Source organism: Kribbella sp. NPDC048837 (assembly GCF_055586945.1).
In genome coordinates this window covers 165,707-190,886 of record NZ_JBVJHF010000007.1, presented here as the reverse complement: position 1 = coordinate 190,886, position 25,180 = coordinate 165,707, and the positions used below count along the sequence as shown (strand labels likewise).

The 25,180-nt window shown below is 70.0% G+C and carries 22 protein-coding genes; 11 read left to right on the top strand and 11 right to left on the bottom strand.

From position 1 onward, the window contains the following. The first annotated feature begins 23 nt into the window (after positions 1-23). Positions 24-1,112 carry a winged helix DNA-binding domain-containing protein gene (locus ACZ6O0_RS30565; RefSeq protein ID WP_465768470.1) on the top strand — a complete coding sequence of 363 codons (1,089 nt, stop codon included), beginning with the start codon at positions 24-26 and terminating at the stop codon, positions 1,110-1,112. 59 nt (positions 1,113-1,171) lie between these two features. Continuing rightward, complete coding sequence (locus tag ACZ6O0_RS30560; RefSeq protein ID WP_465768469.1) at positions 1,172-1,996, top strand: aldo/keto reductase; 825 nt, start codon at positions 1,172-1,174, stop codon at positions 1,994-1,996. Position 1,997: 1 nt separating this feature from the next. Here the strand turns inward: ACZ6O0_RS30560 and ACZ6O0_RS30555 are convergent, their stop codons facing one another. Beyond that, positions 1,998-2,942, bottom strand: coding sequence for a LysR family transcriptional regulator (locus ACZ6O0_RS30555; protein WP_465768468.1), 945 nt, complete (start codon positions 2,940-2,942; stop codon positions 1,998-2,000). Positions 2,943-3,040: 98 nt separating this feature from the next. Between ACZ6O0_RS30555 and ACZ6O0_RS30550 the strand changes: the two genes are divergently transcribed. Both ACZ6O0_RS30550 and ACZ6O0_RS30545 read left to right on the top strand, forming a co-directional pair. After that, positions 3,041-3,337: a hypothetical protein gene (locus ACZ6O0_RS30550; protein WP_465768467.1), complete on the top strand. Its 297-nt coding sequence runs from the start codon at positions 3,041-3,043 to the stop codon at positions 3,335-3,337. Then, positions 3,294-4,193, top strand: a complete 900-nt coding sequence (locus ACZ6O0_RS30545; protein ID WP_465768466.1) for a LysR family transcriptional regulator — start codon at positions 3,294-3,296, stop codon at positions 4,191-4,193. The genes ACZ6O0_RS30550 and ACZ6O0_RS30545 overlap by 44 nt, the downstream gene beginning before the upstream one ends. A gap of 7 nt (positions 4,194-4,200) precedes the next feature. Here ACZ6O0_RS30545 and ACZ6O0_RS30540 read toward each other — a convergent pair whose 3' ends face one another. Continuing rightward, positions 4,201-5,727: a N,N-dimethylformamidase beta subunit family domain-containing protein gene (locus ACZ6O0_RS30540; protein WP_465768465.1), complete on the bottom strand. Its 1,527-nt coding sequence runs from the start codon at positions 5,725-5,727 to the stop codon at positions 4,201-4,203. A gap of 60 nt (positions 5,728-5,787) precedes the next feature. On the opposite strand from ACZ6O0_RS30540, the gene ACZ6O0_RS30535 reads away from it, so the two are divergent. Next, complete coding sequence (locus ACZ6O0_RS30535; RefSeq protein WP_465768464.1) at positions 5,788-6,090, top strand: hypothetical protein; 303 nt, start codon at positions 5,788-5,790, stop codon at positions 6,088-6,090. A 46-nt stretch (positions 6,091-6,136) separates the two neighbouring features. On the opposite strand, the gene ACZ6O0_RS30530 is transcribed toward ACZ6O0_RS30535, so the two are convergent. After that, complete coding sequence (locus tag ACZ6O0_RS30530; protein ID WP_465768463.1) at positions 6,137-6,880, bottom strand: hypothetical protein; 744 nt, start codon at positions 6,878-6,880, stop codon at positions 6,137-6,139. A 64-nt stretch (positions 6,881-6,944) separates the two neighbouring features. After that, positions 6,945-7,712 (bottom strand): SDR family NAD(P)-dependent oxidoreductase, encoded by a 768-nt coding sequence (locus tag ACZ6O0_RS30525; RefSeq protein ID WP_465768462.1) that lies wholly within the window; start codon positions 7,710-7,712, stop codon positions 6,945-6,947. A 51-nt stretch (positions 7,713-7,763) separates the two neighbouring features. Here ACZ6O0_RS30525 and ACZ6O0_RS30520 point away from each other — a divergent pair, with 51 nt between their 5' ends. Next, entirely contained in the window at positions 7,764-8,417 is a 654-nt protein-coding gene (locus ACZ6O0_RS30520) for a pyrimidine 5'-nucleotidase (RefSeq protein ID WP_465768461.1), read from the top strand. A gap of 43 nt (positions 8,418-8,460) precedes the next feature. On the opposite strand, the gene ACZ6O0_RS30515 is transcribed toward ACZ6O0_RS30520, so the two are convergent. Next, the gene (locus ACZ6O0_RS30515) at positions 8,461-12,633 is read right to left on the bottom strand and encodes a S8 family serine peptidase (RefSeq protein WP_465768460.1); all 4,173 of its coding nucleotides are present in this window, start codon (positions 12,631-12,633) and stop codon (positions 8,461-8,463) included. Between the two features lie 170 nt (positions 12,634-12,803). Here ACZ6O0_RS30515 and ACZ6O0_RS30510 point away from each other — a divergent pair, with 170 nt between their 5' ends. From ACZ6O0_RS30510 to ACZ6O0_RS30500, 3 genes are all read left to right on the top strand, one after another. Further along, positions 12,804-13,784, top strand: a complete 981-nt coding sequence (locus ACZ6O0_RS30510) for a helix-turn-helix domain-containing protein (RefSeq protein ID WP_465768459.1) — start codon at positions 12,804-12,806, stop codon at positions 13,782-13,784. A 111-nt stretch (positions 13,785-13,895) separates the two neighbouring features. Beyond that, positions 13,896-14,600: a FadR/GntR family transcriptional regulator gene (locus tag ACZ6O0_RS30505; protein ID WP_465768458.1), complete on the top strand. Its 705-nt coding sequence runs from the start codon at positions 13,896-13,898 to the stop codon at positions 14,598-14,600. A 98-nt stretch (positions 14,601-14,698) separates the two neighbouring features. After that, positions 14,699-16,654: a glycosyl hydrolase family 28-related protein gene (locus ACZ6O0_RS30500; protein ID WP_465768457.1), complete on the top strand. Its 1,956-nt coding sequence runs from the start codon at positions 14,699-14,701 to the stop codon at positions 16,652-16,654. A gap of 1 nt (position 16,655) precedes the next feature. Here ACZ6O0_RS30500 and ACZ6O0_RS30495 read toward each other — a convergent pair whose 3' ends face one another. After that, a complete protein-coding gene (locus ACZ6O0_RS30495) occupies positions 16,656-18,200 on the bottom strand; it encodes a DHA2 family efflux MFS transporter permease subunit (RefSeq protein WP_465768456.1) in 1,545 nt (514 codons plus the stop codon). A 116-nt stretch (positions 18,201-18,316) separates the two neighbouring features. Between ACZ6O0_RS30495 and ACZ6O0_RS30490 the strand changes: the two genes are divergently transcribed. Both ACZ6O0_RS30490 and ACZ6O0_RS30485 read left to right on the top strand, forming a co-directional pair. Further along, positions 18,317-18,748 (top strand): MarR family winged helix-turn-helix transcriptional regulator, encoded by a 432-nt coding sequence (locus tag ACZ6O0_RS30490; protein WP_465768455.1) that lies wholly within the window; start codon positions 18,317-18,319, stop codon positions 18,746-18,748. A gap of 10 nt (positions 18,749-18,758) precedes the next feature. Continuing rightward, positions 18,759-19,910 (top strand): pyridoxal phosphate-dependent aminotransferase, encoded by a 1,152-nt coding sequence (locus ACZ6O0_RS30485; RefSeq protein WP_465768454.1) that lies wholly within the window; start codon positions 18,759-18,761, stop codon positions 19,908-19,910. On the opposite strand, the gene ACZ6O0_RS30480 is transcribed toward ACZ6O0_RS30485, so the two are convergent. The 5 genes from ACZ6O0_RS30480 to ACZ6O0_RS30460 all read right to left on the bottom strand — a co-directional run bounded on the left by ACZ6O0_RS30480 (position 19,907) and on the right by ACZ6O0_RS30460 (position 25,158). Then, the gene (locus ACZ6O0_RS30480) at positions 19,907-20,257 is read right to left on the bottom strand and encodes an ArsC/Spx/MgsR family protein (protein ID WP_465768453.1); all 351 of its coding nucleotides are present in this window, start codon (positions 20,255-20,257) and stop codon (positions 19,907-19,909) included. The two genes, ACZ6O0_RS30485 and ACZ6O0_RS30480, sit on opposite strands and share 4 nt — an antisense overlap. A 15-nt stretch (positions 20,258-20,272) precedes the next feature. Next, positions 20,273-20,827, bottom strand: a complete 555-nt coding sequence (locus tag ACZ6O0_RS30475) for a hypothetical protein (protein ID WP_465768452.1) — start codon at positions 20,825-20,827, stop codon at positions 20,273-20,275. A 128-nt stretch (positions 20,828-20,955) separates the two neighbouring features. Next, entirely contained in the window at positions 20,956-23,538 is a 2,583-nt protein-coding gene (gene clpB, locus ACZ6O0_RS30470) for an ATP-dependent chaperone ClpB (protein WP_465768451.1), read from the bottom strand. 100 nt (positions 23,539-23,638) lie between these two features. After that, on the bottom strand, positions 23,639-24,175 hold the full coding sequence (locus ACZ6O0_RS30465) for a carbonic anhydrase (protein WP_465768450.1): 537 nt from the start codon (positions 24,173-24,175) through the stop codon (positions 23,639-23,641). Next, positions 24,175-25,158, bottom strand: a complete 984-nt coding sequence (locus tag ACZ6O0_RS30460) for an alpha/beta fold hydrolase (RefSeq protein ID WP_465768449.1) — start codon at positions 25,156-25,158, stop codon at positions 24,175-24,177. Before ACZ6O0_RS30460 ends, ACZ6O0_RS30465 begins: the two co-directional genes overlap by 1 nt. Positions 25,159-25,180: the final 22 nt, after the last annotated feature.

The following is a 25,180-nucleotide window of genomic DNA, read 5'->3' as shown; positions in this document are numbered from 1 at the left end:
GTGGTGACGGGCAGGATGCCTGCATGGCGGTTCTGAGTCCTAAGGCGGTCAACCGGGCGACTCTGGCGCGGCAGTTGTTGCTGGGGCGCGAGAGCTTGCCGGCGGTCGAGGTGGTGGGGCGGCTGGTGGGGATGCAGGGCCAGGAGCCCAAGCATCCGTACGTCGGGTTGTGGTCCAGGATCGACGGGTTCGACGAGGCCGAGCTGGATCGGGCGGTGGTCGAGCGGGACGTCGTCCGGGCCACCATGTTTCGCGGGACCTTGCACTTGGTGACGGCCGCGGACTACCTGCGGTTCCGGACGACGGTGTCGCCAGTGCTGGAGGCGGGCCTGAAGGTGCTCGGCGATCGGGGTGCGGGCCTCGAGCCGGACAAGGTGGTCGCGGCGGCGGAGAAGCTGCTGGCGAAGGAGCCGTTGACGTTCACCGAGGTGCGGGATGCGCTGCAGCAGCAGTTCCCGGAGGTGAACGAGCGGGCGCTCGGCTTCTGCACGCGGATGCTGGTCCCGCTGGTGATGTACCCGACGGACACCCGCTGGAGCTGGTCGGCGAACGCGCGCTTCACTCCCGCCGAGGACTGGATCGGCAAGAAGCTGCACCAGCGGGCCGAGACCAACGAACTGGTGACGCGCTACCTCGAGGCGTTCGGCCCGGCGACGCCCGCGGACTTCCAGACCTGGTCCGGGCTGCAGAAGGCGAAGCCGTTGTTCGACGAGCTGGAGCTGGAAACCTTCACGGACGAGGCCGGCAAGACGTTGTACGACGTACCGGAGGGGCCGCGGCCGGATCCGGACACCCCGGCGCCCGTGAGGTTCCTGCCCGAGTTCGACAACATCCTGCTCTCGCACGCGAAACGGGAGCGGATCATCGCGGACGAGCACAAGCCGGCCGTGTACACGAAGAACCTCCGGGTCAAGGCGACGTACACCGTCGACGGCGTGGTCGCCGGGCTGTGGACGGCCGAGAAGAAGCGCGGTGTGGCGACTCTCACCGTCACGCCGTTCGGGCGGACGCTGAAGAGGACGCTGACCGAGCTGGAGCGTGAAGGGAGCGCGCTGCTGCGGTTCCTCGAGCCGGATGCGAAAACCCACGAGGTGGTTACGGTCAGTTCATGAGGTTGTTGTCACACGTCGGATGACTGGGCCAGAGCCCTCCGGCCCGGTGGAATAGACGAATGAGCACAGTCCCCACCATCACTCTGGACAACGGCGTCGAGATCCCGCAGCTGGGCCTGGGGGTCTGGCAGATCGAGGACGAGATCGTCACCGACGTCGTCACGACCGCGTTCGAGGCCGGGTACCGGCACATCGACACCGCGGCCATCTACGGCAACGAGGCCGGTGTCGGACGCGCGATCGCCGCGTCGGACCTGCCGCGTGACGACCTGTTCATCACCACCAAGCTGTGGAACAACGACCAGGGCTACGACAGCACGCTGGCGGCGTTCGACACCAGCCTCGAGCGGCTCGGCCTGGAGTACGTCGACCTGTACCTGATCCACTGGCAGTCGCTGAAGCGGGACAAGTACGTCGACACCTGGAAGGCGTTCGAGCAGTTGTACGCCGACAAGCGGGTGCGCGCGATCGGCGTCTCGAACTTCCACGAACCCGCCCTGCGGCGGCTGTTCGAGGAGACCACGATCCGCCCGGCGGTGAACCAGATCGAGCTGCACCCGGCGCTCCCGCAGGACGACCTGCGCGCGTTCAACGCCGAGAACGACATCGTCACGCAGGCGTGGAGCCCGCTGGCGCAGGGCGAGCTGCTCTCGCAGCCGGCCCTGAAGACGCTGGCCGAGAAGCACGGCAAGACGCCGGCGCAGGTGGTCATCCGCTGGCACCTGCAGCTCGGCAACGTGGTGATCCCGAAGTCGAAGACGCCGAGCCGGATCCAGGAGAACTTCGCGGTCTTCGACTTCCAGCTCGACAACGACGACATGGCCGCGATCGCCGACCTGGAGACCGGCGTCCGGACCGGCGGCGACCCCGACGTCTTCGGCTGAGTCAGAGCAGTTCGAGGAACCGGGCCAGCACAGGCGAACGGTTGTCCGGCGACCAGGCTACGGAGAGTTGCCATGGTGGTAGGTCGTCGGACAACTCGCGGTAGACGACCACGTCGGGGTTCGTCAGCGGGGCCGGGCTGATCAGCAGCGAGACTCCGAGGCCGGCGGCGACGAGCGACACGATCGTCTGGACGTCGGCCGCCTCCTGCTCGATCCGCGGCATGAACCCGGCCGACCGGCAGAACCCGACGATCGTGTCGTGCACCGCCGGGCCGCTGGGCCGCGAGTAGAACACGAACGGCTCGTCCGCGAGCTCGGCCAGCCGGATCCGCTTCCGCCGCGCGAGCCGATGCCGCGCCGGCAGCACGGCCACCAGCGGATCCGCCGAGACCGCCCGCGACGCCAGCCCCGGCGCGAGCTGGACGACGACCGTCCCGCCACCCGCTGCCCCGCCCGCCGCGCGCTTCGCATCTCCTCCTCCGCCGACCGGCGCCGGGGCGTTCGGCCGGAGCAGGCCGACATCGATGCGGCCGTCCCGCAGCGCCTCCGTCTGGTGGAGAGTCGTCATCGTCGCCAGATCCAGGACCACTTCCGGATAGGCGTCGCGGAACGCACCCAGCAACCGCGGCAGCACCTCGAACGTGGCCGACTGGACGAAGCGGAGCCGCAGCGTCCCGAGCTCACCGCGCTGCGTTCGCTGCGCCGCGCGTACCGCCTCGTCGGAACGCCGGAGCAGGTCCTGCGCCTCGGCCAGGAACGTCTCCCCCGCGGCGGTCAGCACGAACCGGCGGCGGACCCGGGCGAACAGCTCCACCCCGAGATCGTGCTCGAGCGCCGCGATCTGCCGGCTCAACGACGGCTGCGTGAGATGCAGCCGGACCGCCGCCCGGCCGACGTTCAACTCCTCGGCGACCACCACGAACGACCTGAGCTGCCGCAGTTCCATCCCCACATCATGCATCAGATGCATGAACTCCGCGAAGAAGTTTCATTGGACGTATCACCCCGCGGCTTCCTACTGTCGAAGGGTCGAAAGGAAACACCGTGCAATACGTCCCGTTCACCGTGATCAAGTCGATCCACGAGCAAACCCACTCCGCCATGCCGGACACACCGGTCCGGCCTTATGCCCCGCGGCGTCCGCGCCGCCACCCGCTCCGCGCCGTACGACGGCTTCTGCAACGCCCGGCGACCGTCACCGAGGTGACCCCGCCCCCGGCCACCGAGGTTGCGCCGCCCGCGCTGACTCTGGTCGCCTCGGAGCTGACCATCGACCAGCTGTGCGAAGCTGAGGTCCGTGATCGAGGTACGACGCCTGCGGGTGTTGCGCGCGCTTGCTGACCACGGGACTGTGACCGCGGCCGCCGAGGTGCTGCATCTGACGCCCTCGGCGGTCTCGCAGCAACTGGCCGCCCTGGAATCCGAGGTCGGCCAGGAGTTGCTCGAACGCCGCGGCCGCCGGGTCGCGATCACCTCGGCCGGCCGCCTGCTCCTCGCCCATACCGACACGATCCTGACCGAGGTCGAGCGCGCCGAAGAGGCGATGCGCCTGTACGCGAACGGCGCCACCGGCGAGGTCCGCGTCACCGCCTTCGCGACCGCGATCAGCCTGCTCGTCGCCCCCACGCTGACCCGCCTCCGCGAAACCAGCCCCGGCCTCGACCTCGTCGTCCGCGACGCCGAGGGACACCAGGGCATCACCCAGCTGCTCGACGGCGACGCCGACATCGCGATCGCGGTCGAGCACCGCGGATCCCCCCGCGCCGACGACCAGCGCCTGATCCGGATCCCCTTGTACGCCGAGCCTTTCGTCGCCGTCCTCCCACCAACGCATCCAGCCGCGGCGGACGACACCATCGAGCTCTCTCAACTCGCGGGCGACGACTGGGTCATGACCGCCCCCGGCAACCCGATCCGGGACGTCGTACTGCTCGCCTGCGAGCAAGCCGGCTTCCAGCCGCGCGTGGTCCACCAGTCCGACGACTTCCGCGCCGTCGCCGCCCTGGTCGCAGCCGGCGGTGGCGTCTCCCTCGTCCCTCGCCTCGCCGTACCAACCCCGACCCTGGCAGTCATCCGCCCACTCCCCGACCCGGTCCCGACCCGCCGTGTCTACGCCGCGATCCGCGCCAGCCGGGCCAACCACCCGCTGGTCACCGCGACCCTCGCCGTCCTCACCGAGGTCGCCGAGAAGCTGTGACCGACGGTCAGTGGCCGTCGTCGATGGCGATCCTCTCCTGGGGGACTGCCACGCGCAGTGCGGCCACAGAGGTGGTCGCCGGGACCAGAACCGCACCACGGCTGACCCACTGGGTGATGTTGGTGACCATGGTCGTCACAGTCCGCCGGGACGCCACCGACGGTGTCGGGACCGCCCAGTTCGAAGGGCAGCGGCGGATCAGGAAGCAGCTGTAGGCGAACGTCGACCCGTTGAACACCCGGGCACCTGACGGTGCGATGAACGCGGTGGCGTGCATCGGCGAGGGCTGGCCGGTCTTGAGGCACGTACCGGTGCCACTGGCAACGATGCCCAGCCCCGGCTTCTTGTACAAGCCGGGCCAGACATAGTCGATCTCCCCCGCGAGAAATCCCGGGATGGCGGTGCCCGCCGGAACTCCCCGGAACAGCCACCCGCTTCCGGTCCTGAGGGTGCTGCCCAGGAGGAAGCAGAAATACTCCGCACCCAGCAACGGCTGTGACGCATACCCGTCGCCCAGGTAGCGCCAGAGGGTGGAGGCCACGCCATTGGTGTACCGGTCGATGTCCCAGGTCCGCCGGCTGCTGTCCGTGAAGACGATCCGCCGGTACGCCGTGTTGGCGCCGAAGTTGGCCACGTTGACGCCCCGCGCGATCGCCTGGCTGAGCGCTGCCCGCATTCGCAACGAGTAGTACTCGTCGTGCCCGGGCAGGAACATCGTGGCGGCTCGGGCCGGCAACTGACCGCCGAGCGAGTCCAGGTCGTTGTCGGTCCAGTAGGTGACGTCCAGCCCCAGCGACTCCGCCCACAGCACCAGCCCCTGCTCCAGTGGGAGGAACTGACCGGAGCCCTGGCCCTCCGCGTACGGGCGGTCGAAGGTCAGCCGGCCCGAGCCGGTCGTCGCGCTGCTGTAGAAGCTCCTTCCGCCGTACCAGTTGTAGGCCTGCCAGGTCGTGGTCGCCTGCTGGATGAGCACAGCGTGCTTCTTCCCGGTGTCGTCCCGGACGGTCAGTGGCGCGTACGACGCGTACCGGCCGTCGCTGACCTTGACCAGATAGGTGCCGGGCACCCAGGCGCTGGTCACCGGGATGCTCAACGTCTTCGACCAGCCGGCCGCGGAGGCCATCCTGAGAGCGTGGCCGTTGGCCGTACCACCGATCGTCGGGGCAGGCTGCACAACGGTCGGTACGCCGTTCTGCCGCCAGACCTCACGCCCGCCGAGCCCCTGGTAGTAGCCCATCCGGTACGCGACGACGCTGACCGGTCTCCCGGACGTGACCTTGAGATCGACCGTGTCACCGCAGGCCGCCGACACCCTGGTGAGGTACGCCGCCAACGGTCCGTTCATCGTGGTCGGGATGACCCAGGCACCCGTCCCCGCCAGCGCGGGCATCGGCGCGGGTGGTGCGATCAGCGCCAGGGTTCCCCGACCCGACAACAGCACGCTGCCGGTCGACGTCGAGGCCGACATCGTGAGCCTCAGGATGCCGCCGTACCTGGACAGCAACAGTCCGTAGATCGGGATCGACAGTCGCACTCCGGCACGCAGGCTGAGTGGAGCGCGCGGTCTCCAGGTGGCGTATCCACGCTCGCGGTGATGCGGACGTCCACCGGGCGGATCAGGGTTCCGGTGCCGGTGGACAGGACCTGTCCTGTCGTGCTCGTCGCCTTGAAACTCAGCGCCCACGGGCCGCCGGTGGGCAGTTGGACGCCGTACAAGGGCACCGAGAAGCGGGTGCCCACGGCAACTGTGACGGCCGTGCTCGGCAGCCACCGCAGTACTCCCGGCGAGATCGTCCGAACCGTGCCGTTGACCGAGGTGATCCGTCCGGCGGAGCCGGGCGGGATGGTCACGACGATGTCGCGAAGCCGTCCCACCCGGGTCGCCGTGGCACGGTAGGTCAAGGTCGTGGTGCCGTTCGTGGCCGCTGTCAGCGCCCGACTCGCTAGTGCAAGCGAGCGGCTGCGGTGCGTGTCAGTTTCTCGAAGTTGGCGGGGGCTACGCCATCGCCCATTTCGCGGAACGCCAGGACCGAGATCACGCTGCCTTCGCGGGTGATCGCGTAGGGGAAGCCGCCGGGCTCGCTGCCCGGGTCGGTGGGGAGCGGGTAGTCGTACCAGCGCAGGATGGTGGTCGCGTCGCCCAGTGGGAGCGTGCGATTCTCGGTGAGCTTGCGGGCGTGGGTGGGCGCGGGATCGAGTGCCTTGCAGGACTTGATCGTCGCCACGATGCGCTCGTACGCCGCCTTGGCCGCCGCCGGGCTGGCATACCGGGTCAGGAACTGGCCGCCGGACGCGTCCAGCTCGGTGCTGAAGTGCCGCGTCAGACTGCCCTTGACCGCGTTCCCCCGGGTCGACGCCGGCCCACAGATCGGCTGGCTGTCGGCGCTCGTCACGATCCAGCCCCGCTGGGGGTCCGCCTTCCCGACATCCGGTCCGGTCAGCAGCATCGCGGTGCTCAGCCGCGCAGCGGCGGGCACCGGCGTCGGCGACTTCGGCAACTGCGGAACCGACCGCTCCGGCCCCGACTCCGTCGCCTCCACCGTCGGCGTGGCCTTCGGCGTGCTCGACGTACTCGACCCCGCCGACGGCGTCCCACCGTCCGCTTGGTTGCCGCAGGCCACCAAACTCAACCCCAGAACGACCATCCCCGCCGCCGCGGTGAGGCGCCGCACTCCCCGTCCGTACATGGCACCAACCTCTCCCCCTCGATGTGTGCCTGCTTGGACGCGGCCGGGGACGATTTGGTTGGAGTCAGGTGCGGCGGCGGCCGTCGAGGCCGACAGTGGAGATGCGGGCGATCAGGGCGCGGGGGGTGTAGCGGGCGGCCGCGACGATGAGTTTGTAGCGGCGGGTCGGGATCGAGACCGCCTTGCCGCGCATCAGGTCCTTCCAGGCGGCGTCGACCAGGTCGGTCGCGTCCAGCCACAGGAACGACGGGATGATCGTCTTGTCCATCCCCATCCGCTCGTGAAACTCGGTGTGCACGAAGCCCGGGCACAGCGCCATCACCGCGACGCCCTTGGAGTGCAGCTCGATCGCCAGCCCGGCGGAGAAGTTTGTCACCCACGCCTTGTGCGCGCTGTAGACGTTGCGCTGCATGAACCCGGCGACCGACGACACGTTGATCACCGCGCCCGAGCCGCGCTCGATCATCGGGAGGACGGCGGCGTGCGTGAGCCGCAGGACGACGCGGACCAGCAGGTCGAGCTGCTTCTCCTCGGCCTCGATCGAGTTGGCCCAGAACGGCTTCTTCTGCCCGAAGGCGGCGTTGTTCACCAGCACCTCGATCGGACCGGTCCGGAACCGTTCCTCCACCCGGGCCAGATCGTCCGCGTCGGTCAGGTCCGCGGCGAGCACCTCACAGGCGACACCGTGCAGGCGGGTCAGGTCGGACGCGACCTCCTTCAGCCGCGCCTCGTCCCGCGACACCAGCACCAGGTCGTACCCCTCGAGCGCCAGCTTGTTCGCGAACGCCCGGCCGATCCCGGTCGCCGGCCCGGTGATGAGCGCAGTCGCCACGTGTCAGTCCTCCCGTCGGTACCGCACCCAGTCTGTCACTACTCTGGTCTGGTGCTGAGGGACATCGAAACGTGGGTGCTCGACCTGGACAACACGCTGTATCCCGCCGGCTCCGCTCTGGCCGCCCAGCTCACCCACGGCATCCTCTCGACGATCGCCGAGTACTACGGGACCGACGACGTCGGCGCCCGCCGGATCCAGGCCGAACTGGTCGCCGAGTACGGCACGTCGCTGCGGGGTGCGATGGTCACCGGCACGATCGACCCGCACGACTTCCTCAGCTTCGAGCGCCGGATCGACTACTCGGTGATCGGCCCGGACCCGGCACTCGCCACCGCGCTCGAGGCACTTCCCGGCCGCCGGTACGTCTACACGAACGGGTCGGCGTACCACGCCGAGCAGGCGCTCCGGCAACTGGGCCTGAGCGCCTGCTTCGACGGGATCTTCGACATCCTCGCCGGCGAACTGATCCCGAAGCCGTACGCGGAGAGCTTGGACGCCTTCCTGAACCTCTTCGGTGTCGAGCCCACCCGCGCGGTGATGTTCGACGACCTCGAGGTCAACCTCACGCTCCCGCGGCAGCGCGGGATGACGACCGTGCTGGTGACGGGCGCGGATGGGACGCCGTACCAGCAGGTTGCGGCCAGACAGTGGCGGGTCAGCGACCTGCCGGCCTTCCTCGACCTCGTGGCCGCCCGGCGATAACGGCCCGGCCGGTCCCGGCAGTCTCCCGGGACCGGCCGGACAATCAGGTGGTCGGCAGGCGATACACGCCCCCGCCCGCAGTTCCGGCGTACAGCCAGCGTCCGTCGGGAGATGTGGTGACACTCTCGACGTCGAGGTTCGGCAGGCCGTCGGAGATGTTCTGCCAGCTCCGCCCGCCGTCCCGGCTGGTCAGCACGCCCCGGCCGCCGACCGGCAGGCCGGCCGAGTCGCTGTCGGCGCCCGCCGCGGCGTAGAGCCGGCCGTCCGAGGCGAACGTCAGCGCGGTGATGTGCAACCGGAACCCTGAGGTCGCGGCAGCCTTCACGGTCCGCCCACCGTCGCGGCTGTCGAACAGCCCGTTCCCGCCCATGACCAGGTGATCCGGGTTCTTCGGGTCACGCGCGATCACCGACACCGGCGTGGTGGACACCCGGCGTACCGTCCGGCCGCCGTCGTCCGATCGGTACAGGCCCTGCGATCCGCCCAGCAGGATCTGCTCGGGGTTGTGCGGGTCCGCGGCGATCGTGGTGACGTCGACGGACAGGTTGTTCTTCCGCCAGGTCTTCCCGCCGTCGCGGCTGACGACCACGCCCGGCCCGAGGACGTCGACGATCGCGGCGTAGACGTAGTCGCGGTTCGCCGGGTCGACGACGAGCTGGTACACGTACGCGTCGGCCAGCACGCTCAGCTTGGTCTGCCAGCTCACGCCACCGTCGGTCGACTCGTCGAGCGACGGACGGCCCTGAGCGTTCGCGACGGCCCGGAACATCCGATGCGGGTCGGCCGGATCGGTGGTCACCGCAGTGACCCAGTTGCCGAGCAGTCCGTCGGCGCCGTTGTCTCCCCAGTCGCGATCCGCCGGACCCGGCGTGCGCTGGACCGGCAACGCGGTCTCGAAGGTGGAGTACGTCGTACCGGCCACCAGCGTCGCCTGGTCCGACAGGTCCCGTCCGACCGTGAGCGCGTGCACGTCAGCCGCCGTGAGACCAACGCGCTGGTACGTCGCGCCGTCGTCGCCGGTGACGAACACGCCGCTGCTCGCGGCCGTGACCACCAACCGGCCGGCCCCTGGCGACGAGATGCGGAAGACGTCGCCGTCCACCGGCGCCGGGATCGTCGACCACTCGCCGGCGCCGGCACGATCGACGAAGATCTCCGACTCCGTCGAGGCGTACAGGTCGCCGTTCACCAGATCCAGCGCCCTGAAGGTCTCGCCCACCGGCGCCTCCTTCGCGGGTTGCCAGCTGGCGCCCTGGTCACGAGAGACGAACAGCTCGCGCGGTGTGCTGAGCACCAACTGGCTGCCGTCGCCGGCGACCTCCTCCACGAACTGGTCGCTGATCTCCGAGGTGAACAGCTTCCGCAGCGGCTCCGGCGTACTGTCGATGTTCCGGATCACGTAGAGGACGCGCGCGTCACCGAAGTACAGGTCGTGGCCGATCAGCCGGACCTGCTGCAGATCGTCGCCCGGGACCGGATAGCTGTTCCACGTCTGGCCCCGGTCGGTGCTCACGTGGATGGCGTGGTCGAACCCCGGTACGACGAGAACCCGCCCGGTCGGATCGATCGACAGGTCCCGCGGGCTGACGTCCGGGAACGGCAGCGTCGTCCAGGTCTCGCCCGCGTCGTGGCTGACCAGGAGCTTGCCCTGGTACGTCGGGTCCGGCTGCCCCTCGAGCGCGAGGTACACGGTGTCCGGCTGGGTCGGGTCGGCCGCGAGGCCCATGTTCGTGCCGCCGCCGACCGGCAGGTTCCGCAGTTCCTTCCAGGTGGCCCCGTTGTCGTCGGTCCGGAAGATGCCGGGTCGCGGCGAGCGGTCCGGCAGCGCGTACATCCGGCCCGGCTTCGAGTCGTAGGTGATCGTCGTCGCGCCTTCACTCGTCGGACCGATCGCCTGCCAGCCGTCCGCCCCGGAACCGTGCGACGGCGCGAGCTGCTCGTACGTCGCCTGCCCGTCGAGCCGGGCACCCGAAGACGTCCGGGCGACCGCCGACACCGAGTACGCGCCGGCCGGTCCGGTGGGCACGGTGTACTTCCACCAGCCCGGGTGGTCGACAGTCGCCGTACCGGTCACCGGGTGGTGCGATCCCGGGCGGGTCACCGATACCTGCGGAGGCGCGGCCAGACCGGCCTCGGAGTGGATGAAGATCGTGGAGCCCGCGATGGCCGGATCCGGGTTGGCGTGCAGGACGAGCGGCCGGACGGCGAGCGACCACGGGACGGTGAGATCCGAGGACCCGTCGACCTTGGCCCGCAGCCAACCGCTCAGGTCCGCGTTTGCGGCCGGACGGGGGCCGGTCACCGTCACGCGGACGGTCACCTTCTTGCCCGCGCCGAGGCTTGCACTGCGGGGGAACACGTCGACCTTGGCGGAGGTGCCGGCGGCCGGCGTCGCGTCGAGGCGAACGGTCCTCGTGGTCGACGAGACGTTGGTCAACGTGACGGTGGTCGTCCCGTTCAGTGTGTGACTTCCGAGGTCCGCGACACCCAGGTTCATCGAGTGCCGGTCCGGCAGCACCGCCAGCCGGTCGGAGGCGGCGACATCGAGACGGCCGGAGCCCTGGGCGACGGCGTCGTACCCGGGCAGCACGTGGGCACCACCGGTCAGCGCCGCCATGATCTGGCCGACGCTCCAGTCCGGGTGGGCCTGCTCGAGCAGGGCGGCGGCGCCGGCGACATGCGGTGCGGCCATGCTGGTGCCGCTGTCGTCGGCGTACTGACCGCCGGGCCAGGTGGAACGGATCTCGACACCCGGTGCGACCAGGTCCGGCTTGATCGCGAAGGTCCCGGGCACCGGGCCCTGGGCACTGAACGACGCGAGCTGGTCGGTCGCGTCCGTACCGCCGATGTGGATCCGCACCGTGCCCTGGGAGATCCACTGGAGCAGGTCCGATCCTTCGGTCCCGTTGATCACGACCGCGACCATGGGGCTCTTCCCGGGGTCCTGCGTCGTACCGGTGGCGAAGGCGGGCACCAGCAGGTGACCACCGCCGCCGCCCTGGTAGTAGTTCGGGGTCCGCAACAGCAACGCCTTCGCACCGTGCGCGGCGGCCGTCGCCATGATCTGGCCGAACTGCTCGTCGTTGTTCGCGACCAGGACGGCCTTGCCGCTCGCGTCGATCCGGTCGTAGTCACCCGGATCACCGTTCTTCGCGTCGACGACCTCGAGGTCCTCGCCGTGGGCCGGCGGATTGGCCGACAGGAACGCCCGCTGGGCGTCCAGCGTCCGGCGGACCGGCGCGGTGACGGTCACCGTCGGCACGTCGACGCCGGTGATGCTCGCACCGACCGCGAGGACATCGGGCGCCTCGGCCGGGGAGCCGACCGTGCCCGCCCCCGGGCCGTTGTTCCCGGCGGCGGCGACCACGACGACGCCGCCGCGGACCGCGGCCTCGGCCGCCGCTTCGAGCGGGTCGTCCTGGCTCGGGTCACCGCCCAGGCTCATGTTCACGACATCCGCGCGGTCCGGGTTGTCCGGAGCGACCGCGGCCTCGAGCCCGGCGATGATCGCCGACTCCGAGCCCTGCCCGTCGTCACCCAGCACCTTGTAGGCGGTCAGCCGCGCGGCCGGGGCGACCCCGGTCCGGCCGTCCGGACTGGTGCTGCTGCCGGCGATGATGCCGGCGACGTGGGTGCCGTGACCGTTGTCGTCCATCGGGTCGTCGTCGCCGTTGACGAAGTCGTACCCGCCGACGACCTTGTGGCCGCGCCCGAACCCGCCGCCGAGATCCGGATGGTTGTAGTCGATCCCGGTGTCCAGGATCGCGATCGTCTCGCCGGCTCCGGTGACCGCCGCACCCTTGCTGTCTTTGGTCCGCCAGACCTCGGGTGCGTTGATCTGCGTCAGGGCGGAGTCGCCGCTGGAGTGCAACTGGCGGTCCGGGGTCACCCCGATCACGCCGGGCAGGCTGCGGAGCCGAGCAGCGCCGGCCGCGTCGGTGGTGACCGCCATGCCGTTGAACAGTTGGCCGAACTCGCGGGTGACGGTGGCGTGGATTCCCGCCGCGGCGAGGTTCTGCCGGAAAGTGGTGTAGGCGGGCCGGACCTGGGCGGAGGCCGTCGGGGCACCTGCGAGCTGGACGATCACCCGGGTCGTGGCCGGTGCCGCCGGGGTCGGTGGGGTGGCGAGGGCTGGACGCGCTGCGGCGAGGACGACGGCGAGTGGCATCGCCAAGGCCACCGCCCCTCGCGCAGCACGGTGCGATGCAGAAACCATGGGGTCACTCCCGATAGCAGGGCGAAATCGATCAGTGGCGGATGAAAGTCTGCGCACGGCGACCGGTCGGCAGCCAGCGAATCGGGAGGCACGAAACAGTCAATGTCCTTCACCGGCCATTGACCGAAATCGGCTGCGCCCGAGCCGGTTCCGCGCAGTACGCTCGCGAAATGTCCGCCCGGGAGAGAGATGACGAAGGCAAGCTCTCGGTCGTCGGTGTCTCCACCCTCGACGAGGAGCTCTACCGGCTGTTGCTCAAGGCACCGGGTTCGACGCTGGCCGAGCTGACCGCCGGCACCGACATCGGGACGGCCCGGGCCAGGCTCGCCGTGCGGCGGCTCGAGCGCTGCGGACTGATCAGCCGGCGACCCGGCAGCCCGGCCCGCTACCTGCCCGCTCCACCGGACGTCGCAGTCGGCGCTCTGATCGCCCAGCACCATGACGAGCTCGAGCGGGCCAGGCTGACGGCCGAGAGCTTGCTCGCCGACTTCCACCGCGGGACCCGCTACGAGCACACCTCGCAGGTCGTCGAGCTGATCGGCGGCCGCGACGCCGTCAACCAACGCGCCGTCCAGCTGATGCGCAGCGCCGAGCAGGAGGTGCTGATGCTCGACAAGCCGCCGTACGTCGGGACGCAGGACAACCCGGACGAGATGGACGCCCTCGCCCGCGGGGTGCGGTGGCGGGCGATCTACTCCACCGAGTCGCTGACCGAGCCGGGACAGCTGGCCGCGATGACGGCGTTCCGCGACGCCGGTGAGCAAGCCCGGCTGTCGCCGCTCGTGCCCACCAAGCTGGCCATCGTGGACCGCCGGCTCGCGCTGCTGCCGTTGAGCATCGACGGTCCCGCCGAGAGCGGGGTGCTGGTGCACCCGAGCTCGATGCTCTCGCTGATGATCACGTACTTCGAGAGCGTGTGGGAGCGCGGCATCCCGTTCGACCAGCACCTGCACGACGGCCGGGCACCGGCGCGGTCCGAGCAGCAGGTGCTGCAGCTATTGTCGGCGGGACTGAAGGACGAGGCGATCGCCCGCCAGCTCGGCATCAGCCTGCGGACGACGCGCCGGTGGATCGCCCACGTGATGGCGGACCGCGGGGTCACCACCCGGTTCCAGCTCGGCCTGGTCATCGCCCGCGAACTGACCAGCTGACGTCTGATGAATCACCTCCCCGCTGACCATCACCAGGCGAGCACCTTCAGAATGTGACGGCGAATGGTCTGAGGACTTACCCTGCACGGGGGATATCGAGGAGGGTGGCGAATGGCAGCTACGGACAAGGCACTGGCCGGTCTGCGCCAGATGATCGCGTCCGGCGAGCTCGGCCCGGGGGCCAAGTTCCCGCCGGAGCCCGAGCTGTGCGACCACCTCGGTGTGTCCCGCAGTTCGTTGCGTGAGGCCGCCCGGTCGCTGGCCGCGCTCGGCGTGATCGAGTCGCGGCACGGCTCGGGTACGTACGTCTCCGCGCTGGACCCCGCCGAGATCATCAGCCGGTTCTCGCTGTCGGTCGAGCTGATCCCGCTCGAAGGAGTTCTCGAGCTGCTCGAGGTCCGCCGGGTCCTCGAGTCGCACGCCACCGCCGCGGCCGCGGCCCGTCAGGACCCGGAGCTGGCGGTTCGACTGAGCGACATCCTCGACCGCCTCGAGGCGACCACCGACGCGACCGAGATCCAGCACCTCGACGCCGAGTTCCACGGCGCGATCTGTACGGCGGGCGGCAACCCGACCGTCACCGCGCTGACCGGCGTGATCCGTGGCCGGGGCGGTCACTACCGCATCTTCGAACCAGGAGCGGACTTCGACGCGATCAAACGGACCAGCGACCGCGGGCACCGCGCGATCCTCGCCGCCATCGCGACCCGCGACCCCGCGGCCGCCGCCACCGCGGCCTCGGCCCACATCGCCCAGACCGAGCTCTGGCTCCGGGCCCTCCGCCCCGAACCCCAGGTCGAGCCACTCACCGAGTGACCATCGCTGACAGAATTTTTCTTCTTCCTGTCGAGATCTTGCGGGGAGTTGGTTAGGTGCATAACCTCCAGACACGTTCGTCCGGAGGGGATCCGCCAATGTCCCGATCACACCTGCGCCTGACCGCGGTCGCCCTGACGACCGCCCTGCTCGGCGCGCTCCTCACCAGTCCCGCCGCAGCCCACCCGGCCCCGCGGATCACCCGCGCCGGTCTCGATCCCGCGCTCGTCGCCGGCCGCGGAGCCGACGTCCCGTTCGTCGAGCAGGAGGCCGAGAACGCCTTCTTCACCGGCGAGAAGATCGGCCCGGGCCGGGAGGCGTACACGCTCCCCGCCGAGGCTTCCGGTCGGACCGCCGTACGTCTGCAGTCCAAGCAGTACGTCGAATTCACGCTGACCCGGCCCACCAACGCCCTGACCCTTCGCTACAGCATCCCCGACGCACCCGGCGGTGGTGGGATCACGGCGCCGCTGGACGTGACGGTGAACGGGAAGCACAAGCGGACGATGACTCTGACGTCGCAGTACGCCTGGCTCTACGGGATGTATCCGTTCTCCAACGACCCGAACGTCGACCCGATCCCGGGCTGGTGGAAGCCCGAGCCGGACCCGGTCGCCAAGCCGTTCCGCCCGAACCACTTCTACGACGAGCAGCGCGTGCTGCTCGACCGCTTGTACAAGGCCGGCGATCGCGTCCGGTTCGCCGTACCACGCACCTCGCCGGCGGCCTGGACCGTCCTGGACGTCGCCGACTTCGAGCTCGTCGGCGCACCGATCCGGCAGCCCGCCCGGTCGCTCGACGTCCGGTTGTTCGGCGCCGACCCGACCGGCCGGCGCGACGCGGCGCCCGCGATCGAGCGCACCATCGCCGCGGCGAAGAAGCTCGGCTGGTCGGTGTACATCCCGGCCGGCACCTTCCAGGTCAACCGGCACATCGTGGTCGACAAGGTGACGATCCGCGGCGCCGGCAACTGGTGGACGATCATCAAGGGCAGGGTCCTGCCGCTGCCCGAACCGGCGCCGGACAAGTCCGTCCACAGCGCCCCCGGTTTCTACGGCAGGTACGCCGCCGACGGCGGGAGCACCCGGGTCCATCTGGCCGACTTCGCGATCGAGAGCGACGTCCGCGAACGCATCGACACCGACCAGGTGAACGGGATCGGCGGCGCGATCGGCGGCGGCTCGACGATCGAGAACCTGTACCTGCACCACACCAAGGTCGGCATCTGGCTCGACGGCCCGATGGACGGCCTGCTGATCCGCGACACCGTGATCACCGACGCGATCGCGGACGGGATGAACCTGCACCTCGGTGTCTCGAACGTCCGGGCGACCAACAACTTCGTCCGCAACAGCGGCGACGACGGGCTCGCGATGTGGTCGGAGTCGAACCCTTCCGGGCTGGTCAACCACGACAACGTCTATGACCACAACACCGTCCAGACGCCCGTCCTCGCGAACAACATCGCGATCTACGGCGGCCGCGACAACGCCGTCACCGACAACCTGGTCGCCGACCCGATCCGCGAGGGCAGCACGCTGCACGCCGGATCGCGGTTCACCGCGACGCCGTTCGAGGGGACGCTGACGTTCGCCCGCAACACCACGGTCCGCGGCGGTCCGCGGGATCTCAACTGGGACATCGGGCTCGGCGCGATCTGGCTGTACGCCTTGCAGTCCACGATGGCCGGGACGATCGAGATCACCGACAGCTCGTTCCTCGACTCGACGTACAACGCGATGATGTTCGTCGTGGACTGGCCGGTCAAGGACGACTACGCGATCACGAACGTTGCCGTACGCAACATCAAGGCCGACGGCACCGGGACCAACGTGGTCAACGCCCGGGTCGGCGGCTGGGCCACCTTCGAGAACGTCGACGCCCGCAACGTCGGCGCTCCGTTCGTGAACAACTGCGGCACGTTCCACTTCAACGGGCCGCCGGAGTTCGACGTACGACTGCTGGCCGGGAACGACGGCGGCTGGACCGGCGCGACGTGGTGCGAGGACCGCCCCGCCGTCGTACCTCCGCCGCCGCCGTCACCGTGGAACTGAGCTAGACCTCGACCGCGGCGGGCTCCTCGACCGGAACCGCCGCGGGCCGGCGGCTGTCCCGGAAGGCCAGCACCAGGACGATCGCGCCGACCAGGACGATGGCCCCGCCCACCAGCGCCGCGGTGTGCATGGCGTGGATGAAGGCGTCGTTCGCGGCCTTCACCAGCTCCGGGCGGCCGAGCGTGCCCGCCGTGTGCCGGGTCGCCTCGGCCGACGACCCGGCCGCGTCCCGGACACCGGCCGGCAGACCGGCCAGGGTCGGCGCGATCCGGTGCTGGTACGTCGACGAGACGATCGTGCCGAGGATCGCGACGCCGAGAACGCTGCCGACCTGGCGGAGGACGTTGTTGACCGCGGATCCGGCACCCATCCGATCGAGCGGGAGAGTCGCCATCACGGCCGCCGTGGTGGGGGCAGTGGTCATGCCGATGCACAGACCGGTGACCGCGCCGACCACACCGATCCACACCAGCGGGGTGTCGACGTCGTACAGCAGGTTCAGGGCGGCACACACTGCGAGCGTGAAGACCGCCGTACCGGAGACCCGGGCTACCCCGAAGCGGGCCGCCAGCCGGGCGCCCAACTGCGAGCCGATGATCACACCGGTTGCTGCCGGCAACGACATCAGGCCGGCCGAGAGCGCGCTCATCCCGCGCGCACCCTGCAGGTAGAAGGCGAGGTAGAAGCTCTGGCCGGTCAGGTTGAGGAAGACGACCGCAAGGGCGAAGTTGCCGGCCGCGAAGCGGCGGTTGCGGAACAGGCGCGGATCGAAACTCGGCTGCCGTTCGCGCCATTCGGAGAAGATGAATCCGGCGAGCAGGACGAGGCCGCCGACGATGCTCGCCCAGACCTGCCACCGGTCCCAGCCGCCCTGATGGCCGCCTTCGATCAATCCGTACGAGAGGCCGAGCAGGCCGAAGGTGGACAGGCCGAGGCCGAGCGGGTCGAGCCGGCGACGCTGCGGGCTCCGGGGGTTCGGCAGAACGAGCGCCGCGCCGATGAGACCGAACGCGACGATCGGCAGGTTGATGGTGAACACCGAGCCCCACCAGAAGTGGTCGATCAGCAGGCCGCCGAGCACCGGACCGACGGCAACACCGACGCCGGCCGACGAGCCCCAGATCGCGATCGCGCCGGCCCGGCGCTCCGGTGGGAAGGTCCAGCCGATGATCGCCATCGACGGCGGCATGATCAGCGCGCCGCCGAGGCCCATCGCCGCGCGGGCCAGGATGAGGGCGACCGGTCCGGTGGCCCAGGCGGCCCACGCCGACGCGCCGCCGAAGATCAGCAGGCCGAGCATGAGGACGGTCCGGTGGCCGTAGCGGTCACCGAGGGCACCGGCCAGGAACAGTGCGGTAGCGAACAGCAGCGAATAGATGCCGACGGCCCACTGCAACTGGCCGGGCGTGGCGCCGAGCCCGTGCACCGGGTCGGCGAGGCGTTCGAGGGCAATACCGAGGACGGTCGAGTCGATCCAGATCAGGACGGCCGAGACGACCAGGATCGCGAGGATGCGGCGTTGCCGCGAGGGGTCGATCGTGGACACGAAGTCTCCTATGATTGTCAGGACCCTGACGATGCATCACATCGTCCTAGATTGACAGGAACCTGTCAATCGCCTTGTCGCGATCCCGCCCGCACGGGCCCGGCAGAATGGAGAGCATGGACTCCTACCAGGACGACGGCTGCCTGACGTTTCTCGTCCGGCACGCCTGGCTGAGCATGCGCTCGGCCCTCGCGGAGGCGCTCGCCGAGCACGGGCTGTCGGTGCAGCAGTACGGGACGCTGCTCTGCGTGCGGAAGGATCCGGGCCTGACCGTCGCCGAGGTCGGCCGGGTGGTCGGCACCACCCGGCAGTCGGCGAACGAGCTGATCACCGGGATGGAGCGGGCGGGCCTGGTCGAACGCCGGCCGAACCCGAAGGACCGGCGGACCCAGCAGGTCCACCTGACCACCGCCGGCGCGCGGCGGCTGGACGAGGCGACCCCCGCGATCCGCAAGGTCGAGGAAGAGCTCGAGGCGTCCTTCACCGCCACCGACCGCACCACCGCACGAGCCTGGCTGACCCACATGGTGACGTCGATCGAAGGCTAAGGTCGGGGGCATGCGCGCACACGCTGAGCGGTTGACCGGCCTCGGTACGACGATCTTCGCCGAGATGTCCGCCCTCGCGGTGGCGACCGGCTCGGTCAACCTCGGCCAGGGGTTCCCCGACACCGACGGACCGGACTCGCTGCTCGAGGACGCGATCGCCGCGATCCGCGCCGGCGCGAACCAGTACCCGCCGGCCCGCGGCGTCCCCGCGCTGCGGCAGGCGATCGTCGATCACCAGAAGCGGTTCTACGACCTCTCGTACGACCCCGACACGCAGGTCCTGGTCACCACCGGCGCCACCGAGGCGATCGCCGCCGCGCTGCTCGCGTTCGTCGAGCCCGGCGACGAGGTGATCGCCCTCGAGCCGTACTACGACTCCTACGCAGCCGGCATCGCCTTCGCCGGCGGCCGCCGGGTCCCGGTCACCTTGCGCGCACCGTCGTACCGGCTCGACCTCGACGAGCTCCGGGCCGCGACCACCCCGCGCACGAAGGTCCTGCTGATCAACTCCCCGCACAACCCGACCGGGAGCGTGCTCACCGACGACGAGCTCCGCGGGATCAGTTCGCTGGCCGTCGAGCACGACCTGGTCGTCATCACCGACGAGGTCTACGAGCACCTCGTGTACGACGGCCTCGAGCACCGGCCGCTGGCGTCGTACGACGGAATGGCCGAGCGGACCGTGTCGATCAGCAGCGCGGGCAAGACGTTCGCGGTCACCGGCTGGAAGATCGGCTGGGTCACCGGATCGCCGGACGTGGTGACAGCGGTGACGACCGCCAAGCAGTTCCTCACCTTCACCTCCGGCGCGCCCTTCCAGCCCGCCGTCGCCAAGGCGCTTGCCCTAGGCAATGACTACTTCGACGCCCTGCGCGCCGACCTGCAGTCCCGCCGCGACCTCCTCTGCGACGGCCTGGCCGATCTCGGCTTCGAGGTCCACCGCCCGCAGGGCACCTACTTCGTCACCACCGACATCCGCCCCCTCGGCCACACCGACGGCATCACCTTCTGCCGCCAGCTCCCCGAACGCACCGGCGTCGTCGCCATCCCCCACCAGGTCTTCTACGACAACCAGTCCTTCGGCCGCCCCCTGGTCCGCTGGGCCTTCTGCAAACAACCCACAATCCTCCAGGAAGCCTTGACCCGCCTCCAGAAGCTCTAGGAGAGGAAGCGGGCGAGGGTCTCCGGGTCTCGGGCTACGGCGGTGGTTTCGTCGTCGGCGGTGAGGATGGGGCGTTGGATGAGGATCGGGTGGGTGATCATCGCGTTGATCCAGTCGGCGCGGTGGGACTCGTCGCGGGGGAGGTCGCGGAGGGCTCTGGCTTCGGGTTCGTTGTGGCGGACCAGGTGCCAGGGGTCGAGGTTGAGGCGGGTGAGGACGGCGGAGAGTTCTTCGGCGGTGGGCGGGTCGTCGAGGTAGCGGCGGACGGTGTAGTCGACGCCGGCCTCGTCGAGGGCCTTCGTCGCGGCTCTGCATTTCGAGCAGGCGGGATTGATCCAGATCTCCACGGGGCGGCCCTTCGGTCAGCGGTGGTGGAACCAGAGCTTGGTGGGTTGCTGCAGCATCAGGACCAGCAGGGTGATGTGGATCGCCAGGCCGAGGATGCTGCTGGGGAGTGCGACCACCCCGCCGGCGATGCCCATCGCGGCGACGCCGATCAGCAGGTAGCGGGCCCACGGCCGGCGCTTGCGGAGGAAGATCGCCGGGAGCGTGTAGATGACCGCGCAGAACAGGGCCGCGGCGACCGCGACGTTCTGGTTGTCCTTGGAGCCGGTGAGGACCTCGGAGATCTGGTCACCGGCGGAGGTCAGCGCGAGGCCGGCGAGCAGCACGCACATCGCACCGAGGCCGAGCGCGATCACCGCGGCGATGGTGACCTGTTTCGGCGGGTTCACCGGGTAGGCATCGGCGCCGTACAGACCACCGTACGCACCCGGACGATCGCCGTACGGCGCTGGGCCCGGCGACCGCGGGCCAGAGGGTGGGCCGGATGCGGCCGGGCCGGAGGCGGCCCCGAAGACGCCGCGGTACGGACCGGGCCTGTCCTCGGTCGAGTCGTCGCCGTGCTGCTCGGTCATGTGGTGAAGAGTTCCTTCCAGCTGCCCCCTCCCCCGATCCTCCCAGATCGACCAAACCGACCGGTCGCAACGGCCGGAAAAGAAAGCCGGCCCCGGTGGGAGAACCGGGCCCGGCTGGTCGGGGCGTTCTAGGCGGGAGCCACCTCGAGCGCGTCCTTGGCCTCGTTGAGGGTCACCTGGACGGTTTCGCCGTCGCGGACGGTGCCGTCGAGGATGCCTCGGGCCAGCTCGTCGCCGATCGCGGACTGGACCAGGCGGCGCAGCGGGCGGGCGCCGTAGACCGGGTCGTAGCCGGTCATGGCGAGCCACTCCATCGCGCCCTCGTCGACGTCCAGCGTGATCCGGCGGTCCGTCAGGCGGCGCTGCAGGGCCTGGATCTGGAGGGCGACGATCTGGGTCAGCTCCTCGCTGCCGAGCGCGTCGAACAGCACGATCTCGTCGAGCCGGTTGATGAACTCCGGCTTGAACGACTGCCGCACCACGGCCATCACCTGGTCGCGCTTGGCCTTGTCGTCCAGCGCCATGTCGGCCAGGTACGCCGACCCCAGGTTGCTGGTCAGGATCAGGATGACGTTGCGGAAGTCGACCGTACGGCCCTGGCCGTCGGTCAGGCGACCGTCGTCCAGCACCTGCAGCAGGATGTCGAAGACCTCGGGGTGCGCCTTCTCCACCTCGTCGAGCAGGATCACCGAGTACGGACGCCGCCGGACAGCCTCGGTCAGCTGGCCACCCTCCTCGTAGCCGACGTAGCCGGGCGGGGCACCGACGAGCCGCGCGACGCTGTGCTTCTCGCCGTACTCCGACATGTCGATGCGGACCATCGCGCGCTCGTCGTCGAACAGGAAGTCCGCGAGCGCCTTCGCCAGCTCGGTCTTACCCACACCGGTCGGACCGAGGAACAGGAACGAACCGGTCGGCCGGTCCGGGTCGGAGATGCCCGCCCGCGCACGGCGTACGGCGTCGCTCACGGCCTTGACCGCCTCGCGCTGGCCGATCAGCCGGCGACCCAGCTCGTCCTCCATCCGGAGCAGCTTGCCGGTCTCGCCCTCGAGCAGCCGCCCGGTCGGGATGCCGGTCCACATCGCGATCACCTCGGCGATCTCGGTCGGGCCGACCTCCTCGTTGACCATCGCGTCCGGGCCGTCGGTCACCTCGGGCTCGGCGGACGCCTCCTCCAGCTCCTTGGTCAGCTGCGGGATCTCGCCGTACAGGATCCGGGACGCGGTCTCGAAGTCGCCGTCGCGCTGGGCCCGCTCGGCCCGGCCGCGCAGCTCGTCGATCCGCTCCTTGATCTCACCGACCCGGTTCAGGCCGGACTTCTCCTTCTCCCACCGCGACTCCAGCGCGCGCAGCTCCTCCTCGCGGTCGGCGAGGTCGGCGCGCAGCCGCTCGAGCCGCTCCTGGCTGGAGGCGTCCTCCTCACGGGCGAGCGCGAGCTCCTCCATCTTCAGCCGGTCGACGGTACGGCGCAGCGAGTCGATCTCGACCGGGGACGAGTCGATCTCCATCCGCAGCCGGGACGCGGCCTCGTCGACCAGGTCGATCGCCTTGTCGGGCAGCTGCCGGCCGGTGATGTACCGGTGTGACAGGGTGGCCGCGGCGACCAGGGCCGAGTCGGAGATGGCGACCTTGTGGTGCGCCTCGTACCGCTCCTTCAGACCGCGCAGGATCGCGATCGAGTCCTCGACCGAGGGCTCGCCGACGAACACCTGCTGGAAACGGCGCTCCAGCGCCGGGTCCTTCTCGATCCGGGTCCGGTACTCGTCGAGGGTGGTGGCGCCGATCATCCGGAGCTCACCACGGGCCAGCATCGGCTTCAGCATGTTGCCGGCGTCCATCGCGCCCTCACCGGACGCGCCGGCGCCGACGACGGTGTGCAGCTCGTCGATGAAGGTGATGATCTGACCGTCGGACTCCTTGATCTCGGTCAGCACGGCCTTCAGCCGCTCCTCGAACTCACCGCGGTACTTCGCCCCCGCGACCATCGCGCCGAGGTCGAGGCTGATCAGCCGGCGGCCACGCAGCGACTCGGGCACGTCACCGGCGACGATCCGCTGGGCCAGCCCTTCCACGACGGCGGTCTTGCCGACGCCGGGCTCACCGATCAGGACCGGGTTGTTCTTGGTCCGGCGGGACAGCACCTGGACCACGCGACGGATCTCGGAGTCACGGCCGATCACCGGGTCGAGCTTGCCGTCCTTGGCCCGCTCGGTCAGGTCGACGCCGTACTTCTCCAGCGTCTTGGTGGTGCCCTCGGACTCCGGGGAGGTGATCCGGCGGTTGCCACGCATCTCGTCGAACGCCTTCAGCAGCGCGTCCGGCGTGACACCGAGCGCGGTCTTGGCGGCGCCCTCGACGGTGGCGAGCGCGATCAGCAGGTGCTCGGTGGAGACGTACTCGTCCCCGAGCCCCAACGCCCGCTGCTCGGCCTGGTTCAGCACGTCGCCGGTCTTCGGCGACAGGCTCGGCGCCTGCACGCTGCCACCACTCGCCTTCGGCAGCCGGCTCAGCTGCTCGGCGGTCTTGCGGCGTACGGCGTCGACGTCGCCGCCGGCGGCCTCGAGGAGACCGATGGTCGTCCCCTCGGGCTGCGCGAACAGCGCGGACAGCAGGTGAACGGGTTCCACGGTCGGGTTGCCCGCCGCGGACGTCTGACGGATCGCGACCGACAGGGTTTCCCGGGCCAGCGTCGTCAACCGCTGAACGTCCATCTAGTTCCAGCCTTTCAAGCTCACGTAACAACAGTCACCAGGTATAACCTAGCCAAACTTGAGTCCATTCCACTCAACTCTGCCGAATCCCGGGGACATTTCAGGGTTGCGGGTAGCGGGGAGCGACCGTCGTGGTGACGCGTCCGGTGGCGACGTCGTACACGTGTCCAGAGACGCTCACTTTGGGTGACAGCAACGGCGAGGTCAGGAGGCGCTCGACGTCGGCCTTGACGGTGACGTGCGGGTCGGCGACGGCGGAGGCCTCCAGCGCCGCGTCCGCGAGGCCGGTCGCCTCGGCGACCCGGTGGCGGAACCCCGGGTCGGCCAACAGTCCGGTCCCGCACTGCGTGTGATGGATGACCGCGACCTCGAAGAGCGTGTCGGGACCGCCGCGCATCTGGTCGGCGAGGAACGACAGGTACGCGACGTCGTCGATGACGGCCGGCGTGACCCGACCGCCGGTGTTGCGGATCACGGGAGCATCGGCGAGGTCGAGGCCGAGGACGATCGCCGGATCGACGCGGTGGTCGAGGCAGGTGACCACCAGCACGGGTACGGCGGGCAGCCCGAGCGCCAGCGGTTCGTAGGTCCGTGCGAACTCCGCATTGCGTTCGAGCAAGGGGATCAGCTTGGTCATCAGTGCTCCTTCGAAGGTCCGACGCCATGACGGGCGGCGATGTCGCGGATGGCGGCGGCGAGCAGGTCCGGGTGCTCGCTCGTGGTCAGATGGCCGCCGGGAAAGGTCAGTACGTCGGCTCCGGGCACGCGGGCCCTGGTCGCGTCGAGCTGGCGATGCTCGTACGCGTCTTCCTCGCTGCCGCCGATATAGACGGCGAGGCCGGGCAGGTCGCGGGCGACCGCGGCGAGGTCCCAGCGTTGCGCGTTGCGGCGGTGTTCCTTCACGAACCCCGCGCCGTCATGGAGGAACGCCGCCCCGTCCCGGCGGATGATCGCCGACCGCATCTCGACGAGCTGCTCCGCGCTCGGGCGGTAGTTCCGGGCGTACAACCGCGCCCCCAGCATCGCCGCGTCGAACCGCTTCTGCGAGGTCTGCGCCTGGCGCGCCGCCAACGCGCCGATCGGTGTCCGCAGCAACGGTGTGCCCTGCCACGGGTGGCTGTGAGCGTCGGCGAACAGGCCGCCGTTCATCATGAACACAGCGACGATGTCCGGGCCGGCCGCCCGCTCCACCGTGCGGCGGAGGAGTTCGAGCAACACCAGCGACGTGTAGTCGAAGGTGACGACGACGGTACGGCGTACTTCGTGGTGCCGCCACAACGCCTCGACCAGGTCGGCGCGCTCCATCGTGGAGTACCGGTAGTTCGGCGGCTTGTCGGAATCGCCCTGCCCGAGCGGCTCGACGTACAGCCGTGGACCCAGGTCGTCGCCGAGCAGCCGGTCGACCTGTGCCCATCCGTACGAGCCGTCCGGGAAGCCGGGCAGCATCGTCAGCCAGGTGGCGTCGACGACTTCCTGTACGGCGGCAACACGTTCGAAGACCCGGATCGCACCGTTCGCCGACACCTGCGCGGAATCCGGGTCGTACGGGATCCGTTGGCCGCCGGCGAACCACTCGTCGGCGGTCACCAGCGTCCGCACCGCGGCATGAGTCTCATCCATTGCCCCTCCTCGTTTAGTGGAC